We start from the raw sequence: 23,859 nt of genomic DNA on the forward strand, positions 1-23,859 counted from the left end.
AATGGCTAAGCGTATATTATTCATTCAAAACACTCTCAACCCAGCTTTTGCCCCATTCTTCCACCTGTTCGGTAGTCCATATTTCGGGGTAAAATATACGTTTCTGGAAACGCGGAGGCAGGTACTTTTGCCAGTTTGTGCCGCCGGTGGCCTTAATTTCTTCGGGTTCGCGGTTAAGGTAACGCACTGCCGATTTATAATGTGCCAATGGCCAGTTTACGTTAACCAGGGTATCAAAGCGGCGCAATTCATTTTCAAGCACTGCGGTGTCGGCTCCGCTGTTTTTAAAGCCCGTTAGCAGGCTGTTAAAATTGCGGTTTACACAGGCGTTGCCTAAGGCCATAAAGGTTGCGGCATACTTTTTTTCGAACTGGCGCAGGGTTAATGTTTTTTTACCTGTTGATAGTTCGGTGGCGCCAAATTTCCAGTAGATGTATTCAAACTGCTGTTCTATGCTTGCGTTTTGTAGCTCTTCGCGTTTGTCTTTAGCAACCAGGTTAATAAAATCGGTAGCGTATATCTCAATCATGCGGTACTGGCCCGATTGAAAACCGCTTGCCGGAAGTAGCGACATTCTGAATTTTAGAAACTGCTCCTTCTCCATCCCATCAACCATAATACCGAAGGAATGCGTTAAGGCTTCAAAATAACTGTTGATGCGTTTGAGGCGGGCTACAAAAAAACCGAGAGTCAATTCTGCGTGTTTAACTATTTGCTTACACTCGTGCAGGGCAAGTTTAAAATACAGTTCGGTTATCTGGTGGTAAATAATAAATATCTCCTCGTCGGGAAACGGTGTTTTGGGGTTTTGCAGTGATAGCAGGGTATCAAGGTGAATATAATCCCAATAAGTTAAAAAATCGGCGTAAAGCAAACCGTCCAGGTACGAAGCCATATCCTGTCCCATGGCTTCGTATTTTTCTTGCAGCCGCTTTATCCTGTCGTCAATTTCGGGTGTGATGTGCATATAAAATCAAAGGTAAAAAAGAAAGATAAGTATAAATTAGTTTTCTTTGCAATCATATAACCAGGTTTAGCGTTAATACAGCATGACAAAGGCACTCGGCAACACATTAAAAGGCACTATATTGATAACCGCTTTGGTAATTTTAGCGGGATGCAGCAAACCTAAAGATTTAACTTATGGGGCCATTACCGATGTTTCGGTAAAAAACCTAAGTTTAAGCGGTGTTGATGTGGAGGCAACCATTCCGGTTGATAACCCAAATAGTTATGCCATAACAGTACAAGAAGCAAACCTCGATTTAATGCTCGACGATAAGGTTATAGCCCATGTGTTACAAAGTTACCCGGTTACGGTAGCGGCAAAAACAAAAGGCGATTATAAAGTAGGCGCATCAATTAAGCTGGCAAATGCAGGTGCCATTATGTCGTTAATGAGTTTGATGAATAACAATACCGACAGAAACCTGAGCCTCGACGGTACTTTGAAAGCAAAATCGTTTGTAATTACTAAAACCGTGCAGGTACACCAAACCAATATCCAAAATTATTTAAAGCCGGTTATTGATAAGCTTAAGCTGTTTTAAAATTATTGCTTATACTTGTGTTGCTAAACTAAAGGTGATGGTGTACCACCTATTTGAACCGCTGCAAAGCTGATGACGCCTGCCAAATAAATTTATTTATTTTACAGGTTATTATATGGCTGGGTTAAAAATCTCTCATTTCGCTTCAAAAATTAAAACGCTGTTTTGGTATTGTTTAATTACCGTACCGGTATCTGTGGCAATTGGCAGTGCTGTAGCTTTGTTTTTATGGCTGTTAAGCCTGGCTATTCATTATAGGTTTGCACATACATGGCTTTTATATTTACTGCCGCTTGCGGGTATTGCAATACATTTTGCTTACCGGTTATACGGTAAATCGTCCGAAAGGGGTAATAACCTCATCATCGACGAGATACACCAGCCCGGCGCAGGTGTGCCCAAGCGTATGGGGCCGCTTATTTTAGTAACTACGGTTATAACCCATTTATTTGGCGGTTCGGCAGGGCGCGAAGGTACCGCGGTGCAAATTGGCGGCAGCATAGCCCGCATGTTTGCCGATTGGTTTAAACTTGATGCACCCGGAATGCGCACCTTGCTTACAGTTGGCATAGCGGCTGGTTTTGGGGCTGTATTTGGCACACCGCTAACCGGGGCCATATTTGCTGTTGAGGTACTAACCAATGGCCGCATTAAATACAATGCCTTTTTGCCTTGCCTGGTTGCCGGTTTTGTTGGCGATATTACGGTATCGGCATGGCACATTAAACACACGGCTTACCATATTAGCTATACACTTGCCGATATTCCGGTGGGTTCGACTTCGGTATGGCTGGCCAGTTTAATGTTGTTTAAGGTGATATTGGCATCGGTGTTTTTTGGTTTGGCCAGTTTAGCTTTCGCCCAAATGGCACACCGTATTAAAGCCTTGTTTTTAAAATTGTTTAAACATACCTGGATGATACCCGTAACGGGCGGCCTAATTATTATTGCCCTAACCTGCATACTTGGCAAGCCCGATTACCTTAGCCTGGGTGTTGAGCCCGAGTACCCACACGCGGTAACTATTGTATCGGCCTTTAATAATGGTGGTGCCGATACTTTTAGCTGGTTTTGGAAATTGCTTTATACCACACTAACCCTGGGCACCGGGTTTAAAGGGGGCGAGGTTACGCCTTTATTTTACATAGGTGCAACGCTTGGCAATACCCTGGCCACATGGTTAAACGCCCCGGTAAGTTTGTTTGCGGCACTGGGTTTTATTGCGGTATTTTCGGGAGCTACCAAAACGCCATTAGCCTGTACAGTAATGGGAGTGGAGCTATTTGGCGGGCAGCACCTGGTGTTTTTTGCTGTGGCCTGTTTTATAGCTTACCTGTTTAGCGGCAGGGCAGGCATTTACACTGCGCAACTGAAAGATAACAGCGCAAAAGGGTACTTTAGCGAGAAACTATTGAAATACAAACCCTAAGTGGCCTAAACTATTTGACGCTAATAAAAACATATTAGCTTTAAACTGTTATATCAATACGTTTAAAAAAAGACACACATCATGGAATTTCAAAAAATTTTGATTGGTATTGATGATAGCAAATATGCCGAAAATGCCGCCCGTTATGGGTTTGAGCTTGCCCATAAATTTAGTGCCCAGGTTGGGCTGGTTCATATTGTTGAGCCTGTAGTAAGCACCCCCTTAAACGATACGAGTATGTTGGGTACCCTGGTGCCATCGTTTTCAACATCTGTTGAGGATGTTGAAATGGTAAACATGCAGGAAAATTTCTCTAAAAAACTACTGGACGACATTGCCAATAAATATGGCGAGGGGCTAACCGTTTCGCACTTTAACGAGTTTGGCTCGAAAGCGGATGCCATTATTGAATGCGCCGCACAATTTGGTGCCGATTTAATAGTAATAGGCACACATAGCCGTACCGGTTTCGACAGGTTTTTGATGGGCAGCGTTGCCGAAAGCATTATCAGGCATTCGCCTGTTGCCGTTTTGGTTATACCCTTGCCTGCAGAAAAAGTCGATTAATATAGCAACCTGAAACGGATGGTATGCTCTATCTTTTTTAATTCGGTTAAAATATGCTGGTCGTAACCTTTGTTAACATCGGTAATAACGTAACCAATATGCTCGTTGGTAACCAAAAACTCGCCAACAATATTAATGTTGTGCTGTGCAAAAATATTGTTGATTTGCACCAATACCCCAGGTACGTTTTTGTGGATGTGAATTAACCGGTGTGCATTATTAACACGCGGCGGTTGCAACTCAGGGAAATTGCAGCTCATGTGTGTTTTGCCCTCGTTCATAAAATCAATAACGCGTTTGGGTATAAACTCCAGGTTGCGGGGGTTATGTTTAGGGTCGTCAAAAATAATAATGCCGTTGGCACAAGCGGTATCGGCAACGCGCCTGTTATTTATTTTGCCAAAACAACCAATAACTTTTAACCTGCCTGCGGTTTCTAATTGTTGTGCGGTTGGCTGTTCGGCCTCGTCGCAAAATAATATACCGGCTTCTTCTAAATATTTTTCTTCTATGGTGCGCCTGATGCGAATGTTATAGCCTTCTTTGCGCATCCAGGTTAAAGCCTCGTCGCCAATATCGCCCACAACCAAACATTTAATGCGGTTTTTAGGATATGATATTGCCCGGGGCATTTTGTTGAGGTATAAAAACTCATCAAAACTGGGTGTAACAAAATCGGCCTTAGCAACTACGCCTTTGCGTTCAACGTTTTCGGTAAAGGCAAAAAAGGTATCAACCATACCCGATTCTTTCAACTGAAAATCCGAATGGCCGTCGCCAATACCAAAAATCTCGCCTTTAAGGTTCAGTTCTTTTAATAAGGTAACCTTGCCACCCTCTTGCGATAGGGGGTTGGTGGCATCGTAGCCTATAATATTGCCCTCTTCGTCAAAATCAAAAGTGTTGGCGTATATATTCTCTTTTTTAATATGGTATTCGGTAACTACGGGGATAATAAAATCTTTAAAACCGCCCGAAACGATGAGTATCTTATCTGCATTGGCGGCAAAAAAATCTTTGTTGCGTAAAAACGATGCCGAAACCTTCTTTTTTAGAAATTTAACCAACTGGCGCAGGTGCATTTGATCGGCATGTAACAATCGTACACGGGCATCTAAACTTTCTGCAAAAGACATGCGTCCTTCCATAGCAGCATTGGTAAGACTTTCAATCTGTCTGAATATCTTTTCTTTGTCAAGGCGGTCTTTTAACGAAATACGTGCTAATTCATCCAGGGCTTCTACCTGGGTAAATGTACTATCGAAGTCAATTATATAATACTGGCTCATTAAAGTAATAACTTGTTATGCGAATGTGCGAATTTTGATTCACTACGCAGGTATTTATATTAATATAGGTGCTTGTTTTTAAGTTGTTGCAATCAATTGGCTGCAAATTTGTTTTATACTAAGGCTAATGGGCTTAAAATGTATGCCTATGGCTTTTGTTAGCTTGGTGTTGCTATAGTTTAATGTTTTTGATGATGCCTGTGCCGATATTTTATCAATACCTTTTTGCTTGCCACTCAAAAAGCCCCACAAGGCCGATAGGCGCCAGGCAGCATTAAGCAGCCAAGGTTTAGCCTCTTTTTGGGGCGGGGCAACTTTAAAGTTTTGAGCCGCTTCGGTAACAATAGCCTTGTAGCTCCAGTTTTCGGCATTAACAATAAAGCGTTGGCTCTCAATGTTGGTATTCATCAACTGTATCATGCTGCCGGCCACATCTTCCACGTCAACCAAGCCGCAGCTACCCGTTGTATAATACTTTAAGCCCTGGTGTACGGTTTCAAATATTTTACCGGTTCCGGTTTTGCCGGCCTGGGCTCCAATAATTAACGATGGGTTCACAATAACAGCATTTAAACCTTCGGCAATGCCGCGCCAAACTTCCATTTCGCTTTCGTATTTCGAAATAGCGTAACCGTTTTCGTGCGGTGTTTCTTCTAAATGGTTGTTTTCGGTAATCAGTTCGCCGGGTTTAGCCTCGCCTATGGCAGCAATTGAGCTAACATGCAACAGCCTGATGTTGTATTGGTTGCAAAGGTTAACCAGGTTTGCCGTACCCTCAACATTGGTTTTTATCATCAGTTTTTTGTGCGATGGGTTAAACGAAACCCAGGCTGCGCAATGGTAAACCTGCGTAATGCCTTGCAGGGCCTCATCCAGCGCAAAAACATCCAATATATCGGCGTTAAGCCAGGTAATGTGTGGTGCATAGGGCTCTAAAATGGCCGGTATTACCGATGTGGCGCGTTTAATGCAAACCAGCTTATAGCCTGCCACCGCCAATTGCTTTGCCAACTCCGAACCGAGGAAACCTGTTGCGCCTGTTACCAGTACCATGCCTTCAATATTTTTAAAAACGGTGCAATTTAATGCAAAATAAGTTGATATTTGAGCGATTTATTGGTGGTATATGTCGTTAGTTGATTTTTTAAGTCCCATTGATGTGGAGAAAATGGCCCCTAAAAAGGGTTATTATACCAGTCACCTTGGTGTGAAGATAACCAGCTATGCCGGTGTTTTTCCGGATTTGGATGAGAACAAGCCCGATATTGCCATTATAGGTGTGATGGAAGACCGCAATGCCGACAATAATGCCGGCTGCGCCTTGGGGCCCGACTATATTAGAGAAAGGTTATACGGACTAAACGAGGGTGCCTATACCACAAAAATTGTTGACCTGGGCAATATACGCCAGGGCGCAAACATTACCGATACCTATGTGGCCCTTAAAACAGTTGTTAAAGAACTGATAAAGAAAGATATTTTACCCATTATTATTGGCGGCGGACAAGATTTAACCTTTGCGCAATACCTGGCATACGAACCACTGGAGCAAAAGGTAGATGTTGTAGTGGTTGATTCGCGGTTTGATATGAATGATGATAGCCATTACGATAACATCGAAACCACATCCCAATCATACCTAAACCGGATATTTTTACACGAGCCCAATTACTTGTTTAACTTTAGTAACCTGGGTTACCAAACCTATTTTGCCAGTCAGGATAGTTTGCGGGTAATGGATAAACTGTATTTTGATGTACACCGCCTTGGCGAATTGAGCGGACAGATACAGGTTGTTGAGCCCATCATCCGTAACGCAACCATGCTGAGTTTTGATATTGGTGCCATCCGCTCGGCAGATGCTATGGCGAATGCTAATGCCACACCTAACGGCTTTTTTGGCCACGAAGCCTGCCAGATATGCCGCTATGCCGGTTTTAACGATAAGCTTACCTCAATAGGCTTTTACGAATTTAACCCCGCTTATGATAATAACGGGCAAACAGCCACTTTGCTTGCCCAAATGATATGGTATTTTATTGATGGCTTTTATAACCGGAAAAAAGATTTCCCTTTACAGCCACGCTCACAATATTTGATATACAAAACGAGTTTAAAGCATGACGAGCATGAACTTGTATTTGTAAAGAGCAAAAAAACAGACAGGTGGTGGATGCAGGTGCCTTATCCGGGTAACGGATCAAAAAACGAACGCTCGCATTGGGTGCCCTGCCGGTACGAAGATTATGGCATAGCCGTATCTGGCGAAATGCCCGATTTGTGGTGGCGCACTTACCAAAAGCTGATTTAAATTAATTGTTTATAAACTTTAAATGAAAAAAGCATTTTTAATTCTATTAGCGGCCATGCCCGCACTTTTATTTGCCCAAACGCCCGATGGTTATACCATAAAAGGTAAAGTTGGCACATACAACGCCCCGGCGCGTGCTTATCTTATTTACGAGCTGGCCGGTAAAAACGTAACCGACTCGACCAATATCGTTAACGGCGAATTTAAATTTTCGGGCACTGTTGCCAGTCCGATATCGGCATTTGTGGTGATGGACCCCACGGGTGTAAACCTAAACCAGCTGCGCCAGAGCAAAGATTTTATTGATGCTACTGATATTTATATTGAAAAGGCAAACATTGTACTAACATCTGCCGATTCGGTATCAAAGGCGGTGATAACGGGCTCTAAACTTAACGACGATAATAAGAAGTTTAAGCAACTGCTGGCCCCCTTTGTGGCAAGGGCCAAAGTAATTGGCGAAGAGTACCGGTCGTTAAGCGATGCGCAGCAAATTAACCCTACCTACCAGGATGCTATAGCTGCCAAGTACCGGGTTTTACAAAACGAAGAAACAGAGGCCCTGAAGAAGTTTATTTTAGATAACTCGCAAAGCTATATCGCCCTTACTACGATGCAGATGCTGATTAAATCGGGCATGGATATATCATCTATCGAAACTTATTACAATGCATTGGCCCCGGCTATAAAAAGCACCGAACTTGGTAAAGGCTTTGCCGGCGCTTTTGCCGAACTAAGGGTTACAGCTATAGGCTCGCCCGCTCCCGATTTTACCCAAAACGATGTTAATGGCGTGCCGGTAAAACTAGCATCATTTAAGGGCAAGTACCTGCTGATAGATTTTTGGGCATCATGGTGCGGCCCTTGCCGCCAGGAAAACCCTCATATTGCACGCGTTTACGATCATTATAAGGGCCAAAATTTTACCATCTTAGGCGTATCGTTAGATAAGCAGGAGGAAAAAGACAAGTGGCTTAAAGCAATTAAAGACGATGGCCTGATATGGACGCAAGTTTCGGATTTAAAATACTGGCAAAATGAGGTATCTAACCTGTACAAGGTTAGTTTTATACCTCAAAACTACCTCATTGACCCCACCGGAAAAATTATAGCTAAAAACCTTAAAGGCGACGACCTGGATAAAAAACTGGCCGAAATATTTAAAATGTAAGCATTTACCCAAAAGCTTTAAAGGGCGCTGGAATTATACTCCATCGCCCTTTTTTTATGCGCATTCAATAATAATACAAACCCCAATAACTCAAAAATCAATCACTCGATAATTAGAGCCGGGGGGGATAAAGTAAGATTTATTTCAATAACAAAATTCAAAATCTACTAATCGACCCCGCCCGCCATGTCATCTTATATTTGTGATATGATGATAAAAATGTACGTCCCAGGGGGGATATAGTAAGATTTTTTTTCAAGCTTTTTTGCTAACGCACCTTTTTCTTGCAGATCATAAAGTAATCACTTGTTCGGCAGAACCACAAAATTGGCCATGTAGTAAAACAGGTGTTTAAATTTAGCAAGCCCGGTATGAGCAGCTATTGCGTTATGAATGAATTTTCAACTCAATTTTAATATCTTTTCCTTACAACAAATCAAACCCAATATCGCGCCTAAAATAAACACCGTCATAATAAATACGCGCAGCATCGGCGGTGGCGTGTTGCAGGGCTTCAAACAGGTTTTCCTGTAAACTGGTAACTGCAAGTACGCGGCCTCCGGCGGTTTTAATATCGCCATTATCCAACGCCGTACCGGCCTGAAAAACTATCGAATCGCGAACGTTATCAATGCCGGTTATAACCTTGCCGTTAACATAATCGCCGGGGTAGCCACCCGCAACGCACATAATAGTGGCAGCCGTTTTTGGTGATATGGTTAAGGTTTTAGTTTGCAGGTTTTCCTCGGCGACACCAAGTAGCAAATCAACAAAGTCGCTTTCAATACGCATCATTACGCTTTCGGTTTCCGGGTCGCCCATGCGTGCGTTGTATTCAATGGTGTAGGGTTCGCCATTGCAATTCATCAGGCCAATAAAAATAAAGCCCTTGTAGGGTATGCCTTCCTTTTTCAAGCCTTCAACGGTAGGTATAACAATACGCTCTTCAACCTTCTTTAAAAAATCTCCGGCAGCAAAATGCACCGGCGATATAGAACCCATGCCACCCGTATTTAAACCCGTGTCGCCTTCGCCAATGCGCTTATAGTCTTTAGCTTCGGGTAGTATTTTATAGCTGTTACCATCCGTTAATACAAAAACCGATAATTCGATGCCTTGCAAAAATTGCTCTATTACTACTTTAGAACTGGCTTCGCCAAATTTGGCGCCCTGTAACATATTAATCAGTTCAAGTTCGGCTTCTTCTAAAGTAAGGCAAATTAAAACACCTTTACCTGCTGCCAAACCATCAGCCTTTAGTACAACCGGCAGGCCGGCAGTAGCTAAATATTTAATACCATCCTGTAAGGTATCATTAGTAAAAGTTTGAGATGCCGCCGTAGGAATGTTATGCCTGAACATAAACTGTTTAGAAAAATCTTTACTCCCTTCCAACTGCGCACCCTCGGCCTGCGGACCAATAACGGGTATGCTTTTAAGCTGCTCATCAGCCAAAAAATAATCATGAATGCCTTTAACCAGCGGTTCTTCGGGGCCAACCAAAACCATGTCTACGGCGTTAGCCAAAGCAAAATTGCCAATACCTTCAAAATCAGTAACCTTTAAGTTTACGTTGGTGCCATACTGGCCTGTGCCTGCATTACCGGGTGCAATAAATAAGTTGCTGCATTTAGGGCTTTGCGAAAGTTTCCAGGCAAAGGCGCTTTCCCTGCCTCCCGAACCGATGATAAGGATATTCATACGGGCAAAGATGTGAATTAATGTGTAGAATTAATGAGAAAAAATTTGATGTTTATAATGTATCCGGATCGATATCTGCCTGTTTTAAAATACTGTGCAAAGTTCCTTTTTTTAAATCCTTATGATGCATAGGTACAACTGTTTTTAACCCTTTTTCGGCATTGGCAAATATTTGATGGCTGCCTTTCGACCGGGTCAATACAAAGCCATTGGCTAAAAGAACAGCAATAATTTCTTTCGGTGTAAAAGAGCGCATTATGCCACTAAGGTCAACGAATATTCAAGGCTTTTACTATCATCAGGAATGGTGCTGCCTTCTTCTTCCAATGTTTCTATATAAAGGCTTATTGCCTCCTTTGCCATTTCTATCGCCTCATCAATGGTATCACCCTGTGTAAAACATCCGGGTAATGCAGGTACCGATACAGAAAAGCCACCCTCGTCTTCGGGTGTGAGTAAAATGCGGTAAGTGCGTTGTGTCATTATTATTGCTAAATAAACGGTACTTACAAATTTAACTATTTTATTTTTCTTTGTAATAAAAAATTCATGCGCCTGGATAAATACCAAAAACTGCCTGTCTTTCTCAAATCTCAGGAAATATTTGACCTTGCCGAAGTTATTGCCGATGCTCTTAAGGAATCTGAAATGAGGGAACACCTAAAGAGCGAGATATTTTTACACTCTGCCTTGATTCAGGTTAAAATAGCCGGAGCCGAGGGTGGCGGTTTATATACCATCCGTATGCAGAATGCAGTACTCATCAAGTTGGCGGTAATGGATTTGATGAATGCGGTATCCTTTGCCGGAATGGTAAAGATTAACGAGAAAGATTATGTGCAACTAATGCGCGAAAAAACTGAAGAATTTCGCATCGTATTTGTTGACTGGATACGTGGATTTGATAAAAGCTATGATATCCCCGATAATTGGGCCATTCGTTTTGATACCAGCACACCAGAGCAGGAAAAACTTGAAGAACTGATGTTTGACGATGATAAGTTTATGGATGATTTTGACGAACATCTTGGAGGTGATGAAGACGAAGCGGAAAGTGAAGATGATTAAATTGCCAGCCAGCCATTTAACGGTATGGCTATTTTAAATGCTTTTTAACCTCTTCAATTGTGTTTAACTTCATCTTGCCATACTTATATTTCTTTTCGCGCCTTAATATTTCTTGCTTCTGCTCATCATTAAGCACATTGTCTTCTTCTATCTTATAGTCCAAATCAAAAGCTTCAATTACTGCTACCAAAGCTTTAAGCACTTTTGGATTATGTTTTTCATCCAAATAAATTTTCAATTCAGCCATATTCAAATTTAATGATTTACAAATCAAATTGCCACTTGTTATATAAACCCATTCAAAAAAATCAAACATCAACCACATAATTAACACCTGTTAATATACTAATAATCTTCCCCGCTTAACTTTTCGGCAAATAAACCGTAATTTCGCCTGTCATTATGGCCTTTAAATTGCTATGGCGCAATTGTTGAATAAGTCATAATTTATTATAAAATATAAACCATGTTGGGATTTATCAGTAAGCTTTTTGGTAACAAGAGTGACAGAGATGTCAAAGCAATACAACCTATAGTTGAAAAAATTAAAGCTGAGTTTGCCAAATTAGGCTCACTAAGCAACGACGAATTGAGGGCCAAAACGCTCGATTTTAAAGAAAGGATAGCCGCCGGGCTGGCCGATATTAATGCCGAACTGCAATCGATAAAAGAGCAGGCCGAAGACCCGGAAATGGATGTTGCCCAAAAGGTTGATTTGTACAGTGCCATTGATAAAATGGAAAAAGACCGCAACAAGGCACTGGAAGTTATTTTATTGGAGATATTGCCCGAAGCTTTTGCCGTGGTTAAAGAAACCGCCAAACGCTTTACCGAAAATAAAACCATTGAAGTTACCGCCACCGAGTTTGACCGTAACCTGGCCGCCCGTAAAAAAAATGTGCTTATTAATGGCAGCAAGGCCATTCACCACAATACATGGTTAGCCGCCGGTAACGAGGTTACCTGGAACATGGTACATTACGATGTACAATTATTGGGCGGTGTAGTACTGCACCAGGGTAAAATATCCGAAATGGCTACAGGCGAGGGTAAAACGCTGGTAGCTACCCTGCCGGCCTATTTAAATGCCATTGCGGGCCAGGGCGTACATATTGTAACTGTGAACGATTACCTGGCCAAGCGCGATAGCGAATGGATGGGCCCTTTATACGAGTTTCACGGTTTATCGGTTGATTGTATTGACAGGCACGAGCCAAACAGCGAAGAACGCCGCAGTGCATACCTGGCCGATATAACTTTTGGTACCAACAACGAATTTGGTTTTGACTACCTGCGTGACAATATGACACGCACACCCGAAGAATTGGTGCAGCGTAAATTACATTATGCAATGGTTGATGAGGTGGATTCGGTATTAATTGATGATGCCCGTACACCGCTCATCATATCGGGCCCTATTCCGCGCGGAGACGAGCATGAGTTTTACGAATTAAAACCGCGTATTGAGCGTTTGGTAAATACCCAGAAAAACTATGTACAAGGCGTACTAAACGAAGCCAAAAAATTAATAGCCGAAGGCAAAACAGATGTAGATACAGGTGGGTTGGCATTATTGCGCGCACACCGCGGCTTACCTAAAAACAAAGCACTCATTAAATTTTTGAGTGAGGGTAACCACAAAACCATTCTGCAAAAAACAGAGAACTATTACATGCAGGATTCGGCAAAAGAAATGCCGAAAGCTGATGCCGAACTGTTTTTCATCATCGACGAAAAAAACAATCAGGTTGAGTTGAGCGAAAAAGGTATCGAGTTAATCACAACTTCGGGCGAAGACCCGCACTTTTTTGTGATGCCCGATGTTGGTACCGAAATTGCCGAAATTGAAAAATCAACCCTGAGCATTGAAGAAAAGGTAGCTAAGAAAGACGCCTTGATGCGCGATTTCTCTATCAAGTCCGAGCGTATCCATTCTATCAATCAATTGTTAAAGGCTTATACCCTGTTTGAAAAAGATGTTGAATACATTTTAGACGAAGGCAAAGTAAAAATTGTTGACGAGCAAACGGGCCGTATTATGGATGGCCGCCGTTATTCCGACGGTTTGCACCAGGCTATCGAGGCTAAAGAAAACGTAAAGGTTGAAGATGCATCTCAAACCTTTGCAACCATCACCTTGCAAAACTACTTCCGTATGTACCACAAACTTTGCGGTATGACGGGTACTGCCGTTACCGAAGCAGGTGAGTTTTGGGAAATATACAAACTGGATGTGGTTGAAATACCAACCAACACGCCAACCAGCCGCAGCGATTACCAGGATTTGGTTTACCGTACCGTTCGCGAAAAGTACAATGCCGTAGCTGCCGAAATACAAACCTTAGTGTTCCCGTATTCGCACTACGAGCCGCAATACGAAAAAGATAAAGAAGGCAATTTAAAAATGAAGGATGGTAAGCCCATCCCTAAATTTGATAGTGCAGGTAAAGTTGTTCCGCAGTTGGATGGTAAGGGCAGCCTTATCCCGGCACCAAACCCTTTAACAGGCGAGTTGGAGCCGCGCGTAGGCAGGCCGGTACTGGTGGGTACAACTTCGGTAGAAATATCCGAATTGTTGAGCCGCATGTTAAAACTGCGTGGCATTAAGCACAACGTTTTGAATGCCAAAATGCACCAAAAAGAAGCCGACATTGTTGCCGAAGCAGGTAAAAACGGTACTGTAACCATAGCAACCAACATGGCTGGCCGTGGTACCGATATTAAACTTGGTGCAGGCGTTAAAGAAGTTGGCGGTTTGGCCATTGTGGGCACCGAGCGCCATGAGTCGCGCCGGGTAGACAGGCAGTTGCGTGGTCGTGCCGGTAGGCAGGGCGATCCGGGTTCGTCGCAATTTTTCGTTTCGCTTGAGGATAACCTGATGCGTTTATTCGGTTCAGAGCGTATATCTGGCCTCATGGTAAAAATGGGTATCGAAGAGGGCGAAGTGATACAGCACTCCATGATAACCAACTCTATTGAGCGCGCGCAAAAAAAGGTGGAAGAAAATAACTTCGGCATCCGTAAACGCTTGTTAGAGTATGATGATGTGATGAATTCGCAGCGTACAGTTATTTATACCAAACGTAAAAATGCCCTTTTTGGCGAACGTTTGGATGTGGATTTGAGCAACACCATTTTTGATGTTACTGACGATGTGGTTGGCGAATACAAAGCCGAAAATAATTACGAAGGCTTTAAGCTGGAAGTGATACGCCTGTTCTCGGTTGATATTGACGTTACCGAAGACGAGTTTGCATCGCTATCTGCCATAAAATTAACCGATAAGGTTTTTGGGCAGGTGACTGATTTTTACAAACGCAAAGCCGAAGCCATAGCTGCACAGGCGTACCCGGTACTAAAAGATGTTTACGATAACCGCCAGGAAATTGAAAACATCATAGTTCCGTTTACCGATGGCATACATGGTTTGCAGGTTGCCGTGCCGCTTAAAAAAGCGATTGAGAACCACGGGCTTGAAGTATTTAAGTCGTTTGAAAAGATAGTTACACTTACCTATATCGATGATGCCTGGAAAGAGCATCTGCGCGAAATGGACGAGTTAAAGCAATCGGTACAAAATGCCGTTTACGAACAAAAGGACCCTTTATTGGTTTACAAGTTTGAGGCTTTTGAATTGTTCCGCGCTATGCTGGCCAATGTGAATAAAGAGATTGTGAGTTTCTTATTCAGAGGCGGCATCCCGATGCAACAGGAAGAGGATGTGCGCGAAGCTAAACCACAGCCAAAAACAGATATGCGTAACATGCGTACATCAAAACCAGAGCTTGCCCAGGAAACCAACGGTGTGCCCGATATGTTTGATGATACCCGCGAACCGCAAAAACAAATGCCGGTACGAGCCGAGCAAAAAATTGGCCGTAACGACCCATGCCCTTGCGGAAGTGGTAAAAAGTTTAAAAACTGCCATGGTGTAGGTGTGGCGTAATAAGCCCCACCCAACCCTCCTCGGTAGGGAGGGCTTTTAGAAACAAAAATTTGTAAAAACGCGCAATTCAAAAGTCTCCCCTACCGGGGGAGATTTAGAGGGGGCTTTCATATCATGAAAACGAGCAATACCACATCCTCATTAAGCCGCAAAGCTATTGGGTGTGGTATTGCTTTTTTTATGCTCTTTTCGGTAACTTCTTTAGCCCAAACCAGGGGCAAGCTAACCGTAGTTAAAGATCCGCGTATCGATTCGCTTATTGCTTTGCGCCTGGCACTTAGTAAAATGCCCAATTCAAATGTGGGTGTATATGCGCCAACATCGGGCAGGGGCTTTAGGGTGCAAATATTTTCGGGCTCCAACCGTACCGATGCTTATAACGCCCAATCAAAGTTTAACAATCTTTATCCCGAGCTTAAAACCTATATTATTTACAGCGAACCCAATTTTAAGGTGCGCGCCGGCGATTTTAGAACACGCTTAGAGGCCTCAAAATTACTGGAGCAGGTGCGCCCGCAATTCACCAGTGTGTTCATCATTACCGAAAAGATCAATCTGCCTAAAATTGGAAACAATGATTAAAGAAAAGATACAGCAATTATCCAAAACGATTTTTAACGATGTTGTGGGTAACCGCAGGCACATACACGCCAACCCGGAGTTATCATTCAATGAGCATCAAACACAGGCTTTTGTAGCCAAACAATTAGATGCTTTGGGCATACCTTACCAGCATATGGCCAACACGGGCCTGGTGGCTTTAATTAAAGGCGGAAAACCGTCCGACAAGGTAATTGCCCTGCGTGCAGATATGGACGCCCTGCCCATAACCGAGGCTAATGATGTGCCTTATAAATCAACCAATGTAGGTGTGATGCACGCTTGTGGGCACGATGTGCATACCTCATCGTTATTAGGCACCGCCAAAATATTAACCGAATTGAAAAGCGAATTTGCCGGCACGGTAAAGTTTATTTTTCAGCCTGCCGAAGAAAAGCTCCCTGGCGGCGCAAGCCTCATGATTAAAGAAGGCGTGTTAGAAAACCCTAAGCCACAGGCAGTATTTGGCCAGCATGTAATGCCTTTAATTGATGTGGGCAAGGTTGGTTTCCGCGCAGGCAAATACATGGCCTCTACCGACGAAATATACGTTACCGTTAAAGGCAAAGGCGGCCACGGCGCGCAGCCCCAGCAAAATATAGATCCGGTAATTATAACCGCCCATATTTTAGTGGCCCTGCAAACCATCGTAAGCCGCAGTGCCGATCCTAAACTGCCCTCGGTATTATCATTTGGCAAAGTAATAGCCAACGGTGCAACCAATGTTATACCCAATGAGGTTTACCTTGAAGGTACCTTCCGCACAATGGACGAGGTTTGGCGCAAAGAGGCCCATATAAAAATGAAAAAACTGGCCGAAGGCATTGCCGAAAGCATGGGCGGCAGTTGCGATTTTAATATTATGCATGGTTACCCATTCCTCATCAACGAAGAGAAATTGACTGCCTCAACCCGCAGCCACGCCGAAGATTATTTAGGTAAGGAGAATGTGCTTGATTTAGATATATGGATGGCCGCCGAAGACTTTGCCTATTATACCCAGGTTGCCGATGCTTGTTTTTATCGTTTGGGCACCCGTAACGAGGCACGGGGCATCACTTCATCGGTACATACCCCAACCTTTGATGTTGACGAAAAGGCGTTGGAATTAAGCACAGGCTTAATGGCCTACTTAGCCTTGAAAGAGTTGGGTAATTAATAAACTGTGTCTTTGCGAGGAACGAAGCAATCGCACGGAGGCATATTTGTTTTGCAAGCGGCCCGGCCTATGTGCGGTTGCCGCGCTATCGCTCGCAATGACACATTGAAAAGCATACACATGAAAAAATATCTGCTCATACTCATCTTCATTTGCTTTAACGCCGCCACTTTTGCGCAGCAGATAAACCGCTATAACCCCGATACCATTAAAAGCATCATGATTGATACTAACCTGGTTAATATCAAATCGCACAGGCTTAATGCGCAGGATTTTATTGATGCCATGTTACGCGATACGGGCTTTTACCAGGCTTTCCGTAACATGAAAAATTACAGCTTTACCGCCGAAAACCGTGTTTTTACTTACGACAAAAAGAACAAGGTAAATGGCAAAATTTACCGCAAAATACACCACAGCAATAACATGGGCACCCATAAAATGGAGTTTATGGCCAGGCGCGATAGTGGCGAGGTTTATAAAAAGAACGGCAAATATGAGCTTTACACCGTAGAAATGTTCGACTACATTTTTATGAACGCCTACAACACCGATTTTGTAAAATCAGACTCGCCGGTAGGTGGCGGCAAAAACGAGGGGTACAAGGCCAAACTTAAAACACTGGTGTTTACACCCGGCCGACGGGTGCCGGGTATACCTTTCATTAGCGGTAAAACCGAAATTTTTGGTCCCGATTTAAAACAGTTTTATACTTACCAGTTTGCGCGCGGTACTTATTTAGATACCATACCCGTTTACCGCTTCCGCGTGATACCTAAAACCAGCATTCAGGACGATGACGTGATGATAAAGGAAGTTACAACCATATTTGATACCCGCACCTTCCAGATACTGGGCCGCTATATCGACATGAAGTTTAAAAACTTTTTAGTTGATTTTAACGTGCAAATGAACATAGAATGCAATAACGTTGACGGCAACCTCGTCCCCATCAAAATATCCTACCAGGGCAACTGGGATATCCCCTTCCACAAAGAAGAACGCGCCAGCTTTTTAATAGTGCATAAGGATTATAAGAAGGAAAAATAAAGGTAATGTTAAAAAGGCTGTTACTTTAAATCACCTGTTTCTTTTGAAATAAATAAGTCTTATTTTTATATTATGGAATTATTACTCAAAAACGTTCAAAAAAAGCATTTAACACTGATTGCAGAATTGGCAAAAACATTGAATATTGATGTGGAGAAAGATCCCTATGATCCGGCTTTTGTAGCCAAAATATTAAAAGGCGATCAGGATATGAAAGAAGGAAAGGGTGTTAAAATAAACATTGATGATTTGTGGAAGTAATTTTATTGCCGGAAGCTTTGGAAGACATGAAATTCTGGAGTAAATCGGGAAACAAAACTATCCAGAAAAAGATTTCCAATATTCTTAGCTCTATCAAAGCAACCCCGTTTGAAGGCATCGGTAAACCTGAGCCATTAAAACACAGTTTATCAGGAAAGTGGTCCAGGCGCATAAGTGCGGAACATCGTTTAATTTACGCAGTAGACGGTGAAATAATTAAAGTCTATTCGCTAAAAGGGCACTATAAAAAATAAGCAACCCTAAGCACCAGCAATCTAAGTAATAATTTATTCTGTTCATTCTTTAATTCCAAAATTCCGGTCAAAAAAAATGAGCACCAAAGGCGCTCATCAATATCAGCGAAATCAAAAAAATCACTTTTTAACTATTACCATTCAGCGGTCAAAATTCTGCCGTCTTCGGTGCCCTTGGGAAAGGTATCACATCTCTGATGTTGCCCATGCCGGTAACAAAAAGCACCAAACGTTCAAAGCCCAGGCCAAAACCCGCATGTTCGCAAGCGCCAAAGCGGCGGGTATCTAAATACCACCACAGTTCGTCTTTAGGTACGCCCATTTCGTCCATGCGTTGGGTAAGCTTGTCGTAACGTTCCTCGCGCTGCGAGCCGCCTATAATCTCGCCAATGCCGGGGAATAAAATATCCATAGCCCTAACGGTTTTACCATCCTCATTTAACCGCATGTAGAACGATTTAATGTCCTTCGGATAGTCGGTTAAAATTACCGGTTTCTTAAAGTGTTTCTCAACCAGGTAACGCTCATGCTCACTTTGCAAATCGGCACCCCAACCCTCAATCAGGTATTGAAATTTCTTCTTCTTGTTATGGTTCGAGTCTTTCAAAATCTCAATAGCCTCGGTATAAGTTAAACGTTGAAAATCGTTATCTAAACAAAACTGTAGTTTTTCCAGCAAAGTCATTTCCGATCGTTCTGCTTGCGGTTTTTGTTTTTCCTCTTCCAACAAACGCTGGGTTAAAAACTCAATATCCTCACGGTTATGTTCTAAGGCATACCCTATCAGGTATTTCAGCATTTCTTCGGCCAGGTCCATGTTATCGTTCAGGTCGTAAAAAGCCATTTCCGGCTCAATCATCCAAAACTCAGCCAGGTGTCGTGTGGTATTCGAGTTTTCGGCGCGGAACGTTGGCCCGAAAGTATAAATATCGCTCAGAGCCATCGCGCCAAGCTCACCCTCTAACTGGCCCGATACGGTGAGGTTAGTTGCCTTGCCAAAAAAGTCTTGCTTAAAATCAACCTCCCCGGTATCAGTCAACGGGGGTTTGGTTGGGTCAAAGGTTGTTACCCTAAACATCTCACCCGCACCCTCAGCATCCGATGCCGTGATAATAGGCGTATGCAGATAAACAAAGCCCCTGTCGTTAAAAAACTTATGCACTGCAAAGGCCAATGTATTACGCAGGCGGAAAATAGACCCAAAGGTACTGGTACGGAAACGCAGGTGAGCGTTTTCGCGCAAAAACTCCAGCGACTGTTTTTTAGGCTGTAACGGAAATTCTTCCGGATTACAATCGCCCAAAATTTCTATCGTTTTGGCATTAACCTCAACCTTTTGCCCCGAACCTAACGAGGGCACCATTTCGCCCACAACACTAATGGCCGAGCCAAAAGTGATGCGTTTAAGCAAAGCAGGGTCGGTATTTTCAAAATCAACTACAATCTGGATGTTATTATTTGTAGAACCATCATTTAAAGCGATGAAACGATTTTGACGGAATGCCCTTACCCATCCCTTCACAGTTACCTCTTTCCCGGTTAGTTCGCCGGTTAATAGTGCTTTAATTTTAATACGCTGGCTCATTATATTCTATATATTATTAAGGCGTAAAATTACAATTATTTAGGTATCGGCATACGCCTTTTGCTCATTTTTAATGCGCTATGCTTGGGCATTGGCAAAGCAATTGTAAGTTTGCAGCCGCAACTTACCCGCATGAATCCTAAATTAAGCCTCGTAACAGGTATTATCTGTATCGCGTTTTCGCCCATCTTTGTTAAGCTTGTGCCCTTATCGGCCCTGCCCGCAGCGTTTTACAGGCTGTTATTTGCGTTGGTATTTTTAGCACCCTACTTCTTTTTTAAAGGCAGTTTGCGTATTAATAGCAAAAGTTTGTTCATCGCGGTTATTGGCGGTTTAGTATTCGGGCTGGATATTGCCGTTTGGAATATCTCTATCCTTAAATCAACCGCAACTATATCAACCCTGGTAGCCAACCTGGCCCCGGTTTGGGTGGGTTTACTCAGCCTCGTTATTTATAAAAAGCAACCCGGCCTAAGTTTTTGGTTAGGCACCGCTACGGCTATTTGCGGCATGGTTATACTGGTAGGTATACAAAAAATATGGCACCTGCAATTAACGCAAGGCGTAGTTTACGCCATATTTTCGAGCGTTTTATATGCCATTTATATCCTCATCAGTAAAAATGTTTTGGCAAGCATAAACACCTTAACTTTTATGTTTTACAGTATGCTTGCCGCCACTATTTTACTTGGTGTTTTTTGCTGGGCAGACCATGATGTAATGTGGGGTTTCAGCACCCAAACCTGGTTAATGCTTGTTGCCCTCGGCTTAATATGCCAGCTTTTGGGCTGGATAACCATTAACTACGCCATCAGCCATCTCGATTCAACACAGGTATCAATAGCTTTGCTTGGGCAAACCGTGGCAACGGCTTTACTGGCCTGGTGGCTGTTAAGCGAAAAGGTTGGGCTTGTTGAATTATTGGGCGGTGTGGTAGTGCTGGTTGGCATTGGGGTTACTTTTGTGAAACCCCGAACCGTTAAGCTATAGCTCAAAAGCACCCCGGCGTATCCTAAATTTACCATTGCTGAAACTTACCTTTGCCGGATTAGTAACAACAGGGAAGGTTTGAATAAAGCTCAGATCAAACGTGCCCTCAAATATCTGTTTGTCTGCGTCGTAAGATGTTAACGTAACCGAACTTACCGTATCGGCCCTAAGTACATATTTGACGGAAAGCACATCGCCACCAATATTTGTAACATATAAGCTCTGATTGCCTGTTAACGGGTACTTACCTAAGCTGCCGAACTTGATTTTCATCATAATAGCCTTTTCGCTGTTACTGCCTTGCAGATAAAGGGAATCGCCTAAAAATCCTGCGAAAGGAATAGCGGTCCAACTGTTGTTGTTGTTTAAGGCCGTCATGTAAAAGTTGGTATCAATTACTTTATCATCAGTCTTTTTGCAGGCATACATTATCATGGTAGCTGCTACGGCAAGGCACAATATTAATCTGTTTTTCATATTTTGGTTTTTAGCCAATACGCACAACGGCAGCATTGTGCTACAACAAACAAATATTATTGTGCGTTTACGCTAATGCACGTCAATTATGCCTAACTTAATTAAGTTAGCCTATCTTTGTAACGAATGATAACCAAAGCTACCATCGACCGTATAATGGAAGCCACCGATATTGTGGAGGTGATAGGCGAGTTTGTGGCCCTAAAAAAGCGTGGTGCTAACTACATTGGTCTTTCGCCTTTTGCTAACGAGCGTACACCATCGTTTACGGTATCTCCGGCTAAGGGTATCTTTAAAGATTTTAGTTCCGGCATAGGCGGTTCGGCGGTTACCTTTTTAATGGAGCACGAAAAGTTTAATTACCCCGAAGCCTTAAAATGGCTCGCCAAAAAATACAGCATCGAGGTTGAAGAACTAAACGACGCTCCCGAAGACCGCGAAGCCGAGAACCGTCGCGAAAGCTTACTCATAGTTACCGGATATGCTTCCAAGTTTTTTCAGGATAGCTTATGGGAAACTGAAGCCGGCCAAAGCATAGCGTTAAGCTATTACAAAGAACGCGGCTTTACCGATGCCACCATCCGCAAGTTCGAGCTCGGCTATTCGCCCGATCAATGGGAAGCATTTAGCTCACAGGCGTTAAAAGAAGGTTATCAGCAGGAATATTTAGAAGAAACGGGCCTATCCGTTAAGCGTGAAAACGGAACCTTGTACGATAGGTACCGTGGCCGGGTAATGTTCCCGATATTTAACTTTACGGGCCGGGTTATTGCCTTTGGTGGCCGTACCTTAAAAAACAACGATAAAACCGTACCCAAATACGTAAACTCGCCCGAGTCGGAAATATACCATAAATCCAATGTGCTTTATGGCCTCAACTTCGCCAAAAAGGCAATACGCGACGAGGATAACTGTTTCCTGGTTGAAGGTTATGCCGATGTAATATCGGTACACCAGGCCGGTATCGAAAACGTGGTAGCTTCATCGGGCACGTCGTTAACGGTTGAACAAATTAAGCTAATTGGCCGCTTAACCAAAAACGTTACCATTTTATATGATGGCGATGCAGCCGGTATCAAAGCATCCTTACGCGGATTGGATATGATACTTGAAGAAGGCCTTAACGTAAAGGTTGTTTCCTTCCCCGACGGGCACGACCCGGATTCATATGTCCGCCTGTTAGGCAGCACCGGCTTTAAAAACTATGTAGAGCAAAACAAAAAAGACTTTATACTTTACAAAACCAATATCCTGCTCAAAGAGGCCGGTACCGACCCTATAAAGCGTGCCGATGTGATACGCGAGGTAGTGGAGAGCATTGCCAAAATACCCGATACCATTAAGGCCGCCGTGTTCATCCGCGAATGCAGCATGCTTTTGCAGATAGAGGAGCGGTCGCTCAATACCGAGCTCAACAAAATGCGGCAGGCCAGGTATAAAAAAGAAGGGCAGCAGCAATACAAACAAAGGAAGCAGCAGGAGCAACCGGGAGATGAACCACCCGAAGACTTGTTTCTTGACGAGCCGATTGTTGCCCGGGCAACAATCCAAAGCGGCGAAACCCAGGAAAAAGAGATTATACGCCTGCTGGTAACCTATGGCAGCCGCATTATTAATTGGGATGGTATTGCCAACACCTACATTGGCCCCTTTATTATTGCCGAGTTGAACGACGTGGAATTTGAAACGCCGCTGTACAAACACTTTGTACAGGTGTACCATAACGAAATAGAAAAAGGTAACCTGCCCGAAGAGCTTTTTTACATTAACCACGCCGATAAGCAAATAACCGATTTGGCTATTACCTTTTTAATGTCGCAATATGTATTAAGCCCAAATTGGTACGATATGCATAAAATATCAACAACCGACGAGGAGAAGGACATGAAGGCTACCATATTAGGTGCTATATTCCACCTCAAAAAGCAAAAGGTAGGCAAAATACTGGCCGATATACGCAGCCAGCTTAAAGATACCAAAAGTGCCGATGATGAGGATATATTGCTTGCCCAGTTTGTACACATGAAAAAGGTTGAAAAAAGCATAACCGATTATTTAGGCATCGTAATTACCAAATAATGGCCCTGCACAACCAACTGGGCCAACTGGGCGAACAATTGGCCAAAGCACACCTGGAAGCCGCAGGCTACGAAATTATGGACCAGAACTGGTGCCACGGCAAAGCCGAAATTGATTTAATTGCCTACCATAACAAAACCATTATTTTTATTGAAGTAAAGGCCCGCAGCAGCAACGGCTTTGGCGAACCCGAAGATTTTGTAGACAATCGTAAACAAAAATTATTAGCTAAAGCCGCAGATGAATATATTTACCTCATGAATCATCAGGGCGAGGCAAGGTTTGATATAATTGCTATCCTGTTCAACAATAACAATGCTTATACGTTAAAGCACATCGAGGATGCCTTTTGGCCGTCGCCCGATATTTAAA

The 23,859-nt window shown here is 43.1% G+C and carries 24 protein-coding genes and 1 riboswitch; of the genes, 15 read left to right on the forward strand and 9 right to left on the reverse strand.

Features of this window, described 5'->3' with window-relative positions; genetic code table 11:
- Positions 1-16: 16 nt before the first annotated feature.
- The gene (locus BDD43_RS07125) at positions 17-967 is read right to left on the reverse strand and encodes a tryptophan 2,3-dioxygenase family protein (RefSeq protein ID WP_121197027.1); all 951 of its coding nucleotides are present in this window, start codon (positions 965-967) and stop codon (positions 17-19) included.
- 82 nt (positions 968-1,049) lie between these two features.
- Here BDD43_RS07125 and BDD43_RS07130 point away from each other — a divergent pair, with 82 nt between their 5' ends.
- From BDD43_RS07130 to BDD43_RS07140, 3 genes are all read left to right on the forward strand, one after another.
- Positions 1,050-1,550 carry an LEA type 2 family protein gene (locus BDD43_RS07130; protein WP_121197028.1) on the forward strand — a complete coding sequence of 167 codons (501 nt, stop codon included), beginning with the start codon at positions 1,050-1,052 and terminating at the stop codon, positions 1,548-1,550.
- A gap of 24 nt (positions 1,551-1,574) precedes the next feature.
- A riboswitch (Fluoride riboswitch) is annotated at positions 1,575-1,639 on the forward strand.
- Between the two features lie 26 nt (positions 1,640-1,665).
- Complete coding sequence (locus BDD43_RS07135) at positions 1,666-2,979, forward strand: voltage-gated chloride channel family protein (protein WP_121197029.1); 1,314 nt, start codon at positions 1,666-1,668, stop codon at positions 2,977-2,979.
- 81 nt (positions 2,980-3,060) lie between these two features.
- Complete coding sequence (locus BDD43_RS07140) at positions 3,061-3,546, forward strand: universal stress protein (protein WP_121197030.1); 486 nt, start codon at positions 3,061-3,063, stop codon at positions 3,544-3,546.
- Here BDD43_RS07140 and BDD43_RS07145 read toward each other — a convergent pair.
- Together BDD43_RS07145 and BDD43_RS07150 are read right to left on the reverse strand one after the other, a co-directional pair.
- A complete protein-coding gene (locus BDD43_RS07145; RefSeq protein WP_121197031.1) occupies positions 3,543-4,835 on the reverse strand; it encodes an HAD-IB family phosphatase in 1,293 nt (430 codons plus the stop codon). The two genes, BDD43_RS07140 and BDD43_RS07145, sit on opposite strands and share 4 nt — an antisense overlap.
- 78 nt (positions 4,836-4,913) lie before the next feature.
- A complete protein-coding gene (locus BDD43_RS07150; RefSeq protein ID WP_121197032.1) occupies positions 4,914-5,888 on the reverse strand; it encodes an NAD-dependent epimerase/dehydratase family protein in 975 nt (324 codons plus the stop codon).
- 73 nt (positions 5,889-5,961) lie between these two features.
- Here BDD43_RS07150 and BDD43_RS07155 point away from each other — a divergent pair, with 73 nt between their 5' ends.
- Positions 5,962-7,146: a formimidoylglutamase gene (locus tag BDD43_RS07155; protein ID WP_121197033.1), complete on the forward strand. Its 1,185-nt coding sequence runs from the start codon at positions 5,962-5,964 to the stop codon at positions 7,144-7,146.
- 22 nt (positions 7,147-7,168) lie between these two features.
- Positions 7,169-8,317, forward strand: coding sequence for a TlpA disulfide reductase family protein (locus BDD43_RS07160; protein WP_121197034.1), 1,149 nt, complete (start codon positions 7,169-7,171; stop codon positions 8,315-8,317).
- Positions 8,318-8,743: 426 nt separating this feature from the next.
- Here BDD43_RS07160 and purD read toward each other — a convergent pair whose 3' ends face one another.
- Genes purD through BDD43_RS07175 form a run of 3 tightly spaced genes read right to left on the reverse strand, consistent with a single transcriptional unit; the run spans position 8,744 to position 10,501 of the window.
- On the reverse strand, positions 8,744-10,018 hold the full coding sequence (gene purD, locus BDD43_RS07165) for a phosphoribosylamine--glycine ligase (RefSeq protein ID WP_121197035.1): 1,275 nt from the start codon (positions 10,016-10,018) through the stop codon (positions 8,744-8,746).
- Between the two features lie 52 nt (positions 10,019-10,070).
- On the reverse strand, positions 10,071-10,274 hold the full coding sequence (locus BDD43_RS07170; RefSeq protein ID WP_121197036.1) for a type II toxin-antitoxin system HicA family toxin: 204 nt from the start codon (positions 10,272-10,274) through the stop codon (positions 10,071-10,073).
- A complete protein-coding gene (locus tag BDD43_RS07175; protein WP_121201910.1) occupies positions 10,274-10,501 on the reverse strand; it encodes a type II toxin-antitoxin system HicB family antitoxin in 228 nt (75 codons plus the stop codon). Before BDD43_RS07175 ends, BDD43_RS07170 begins: the two co-directional genes overlap by 1 nt.
- A gap of 66 nt (positions 10,502-10,567) precedes the next feature.
- Between BDD43_RS07175 and BDD43_RS07180 the strand changes: the two genes are divergently transcribed.
- On the forward strand, positions 10,568-11,086 hold the full coding sequence (locus tag BDD43_RS07180) for a hypothetical protein (RefSeq protein WP_121197037.1): 519 nt from the start codon (positions 10,568-10,570) through the stop codon (positions 11,084-11,086).
- Between the two features lie 28 nt (positions 11,087-11,114).
- On the opposite strand, the gene BDD43_RS07185 is transcribed toward BDD43_RS07180, so the two are convergent.
- Positions 11,115-11,333, reverse strand: a complete 219-nt coding sequence (locus tag BDD43_RS07185) for a hypothetical protein (RefSeq protein WP_147425584.1) — start codon at positions 11,331-11,333, stop codon at positions 11,115-11,117.
- 219 nt (positions 11,334-11,552) lie between these two features.
- Here BDD43_RS07185 and BDD43_RS07190 point away from each other — a divergent pair, with 219 nt between their 5' ends.
- The 6 genes from BDD43_RS07190 (at position 11,553) to BDD43_RS07215 (ending at position 18,356) form a co-directional block, all read left to right on the forward strand.
- Entirely contained in the window at positions 11,553-15,032 is a 3,480-nt protein-coding gene (locus BDD43_RS07190) for a preprotein translocase subunit SecA (RefSeq protein ID WP_121197039.1), read from the forward strand.
- A 114-nt stretch (positions 15,033-15,146) separates the two neighbouring features.
- Complete coding sequence (locus BDD43_RS07195) at positions 15,147-15,614, forward strand: SPOR domain-containing protein (RefSeq protein ID WP_121197040.1); 468 nt, start codon at positions 15,147-15,149, stop codon at positions 15,612-15,614.
- The gene (locus tag BDD43_RS07200) at positions 15,607-16,791 is read left to right on the forward strand and encodes a M20 metallopeptidase family protein (protein WP_121197041.1); all 1,185 of its coding nucleotides are present in this window, start codon (positions 15,607-15,609) and stop codon (positions 16,789-16,791) included. The genes BDD43_RS07195 and BDD43_RS07200 overlap by 8 nt, the downstream gene beginning before the upstream one ends.
- Before the next feature lie 120 nt (positions 16,792-16,911).
- Positions 16,912-17,841 (forward strand): hypothetical protein, encoded by a 930-nt coding sequence (locus tag BDD43_RS07205; protein WP_121201911.1) that lies wholly within the window; start codon positions 16,912-16,914, stop codon positions 17,839-17,841.
- 72 nt (positions 17,842-17,913) lie between these two features.
- The gene (locus BDD43_RS07210) at positions 17,914-18,102 is read left to right on the forward strand and encodes a DUF2683 family protein (RefSeq protein WP_121197042.1); all 189 of its coding nucleotides are present in this window, start codon (positions 17,914-17,916) and stop codon (positions 18,100-18,102) included.
- Positions 18,093-18,356 carry a Txe/YoeB family addiction module toxin gene (locus BDD43_RS07215; RefSeq protein ID WP_121197043.1) on the forward strand — a complete coding sequence of 88 codons (264 nt, stop codon included), beginning with the start codon at positions 18,093-18,095 and terminating at the stop codon, positions 18,354-18,356. Before BDD43_RS07210 ends, BDD43_RS07215 begins: the two co-directional genes overlap by 10 nt.
- Before the next feature lie 148 nt (positions 18,357-18,504).
- Here the strand turns inward: BDD43_RS07215 and asnS are convergent, their stop codons facing one another.
- Complete coding sequence (asnS, locus tag BDD43_RS07220) at positions 18,505-19,941, reverse strand: asparagine--tRNA ligase (protein ID WP_121197044.1); 1,437 nt, start codon at positions 19,939-19,941, stop codon at positions 18,505-18,507.
- 132 nt (positions 19,942-20,073) lie between these two features.
- Here asnS and BDD43_RS07225 point away from each other — a divergent pair, with 132 nt between their 5' ends.
- Positions 20,074-20,931, forward strand: coding sequence for a DMT family transporter (locus BDD43_RS07225; RefSeq protein ID WP_147425585.1), 858 nt, complete (start codon positions 20,074-20,076; stop codon positions 20,929-20,931).
- On the opposite strand, the gene BDD43_RS07230 is transcribed toward BDD43_RS07225, so the two are convergent.
- On the reverse strand, positions 20,926-21,408 hold the full coding sequence (locus BDD43_RS07230) for a DUF6252 family protein (RefSeq protein ID WP_147425586.1): 483 nt from the start codon (positions 21,406-21,408) through the stop codon (positions 20,926-20,928). The two genes, BDD43_RS07225 and BDD43_RS07230, sit on opposite strands and share 6 nt — an antisense overlap.
- Positions 21,409-21,534: 126 nt before the next feature.
- On the opposite strand from BDD43_RS07230, the gene dnaG reads away from it, so the two are divergent.
- Positions 21,535-23,487, forward strand: coding sequence for a DNA primase (dnaG, locus tag BDD43_RS07235; protein ID WP_121197047.1), 1,953 nt, complete (start codon positions 21,535-21,537; stop codon positions 23,485-23,487).
- Positions 23,487-23,858 carry a YraN family protein gene (locus BDD43_RS07240; protein ID WP_121197048.1) on the forward strand — a complete coding sequence of 124 codons (372 nt, stop codon included), beginning with the start codon at positions 23,487-23,489 and terminating at the stop codon, positions 23,856-23,858. Before dnaG ends, BDD43_RS07240 begins: the two co-directional genes overlap by 1 nt.
- Position 23,859: the final 1 nt, after the last annotated feature.

The organism is Mucilaginibacter gracilis, from assembly GCF_003633615.1.
GTDB lineage: Bacteria > Bacteroidota > Bacteroidia > Sphingobacteriales > Sphingobacteriaceae > Mucilaginibacter > Mucilaginibacter gracilis.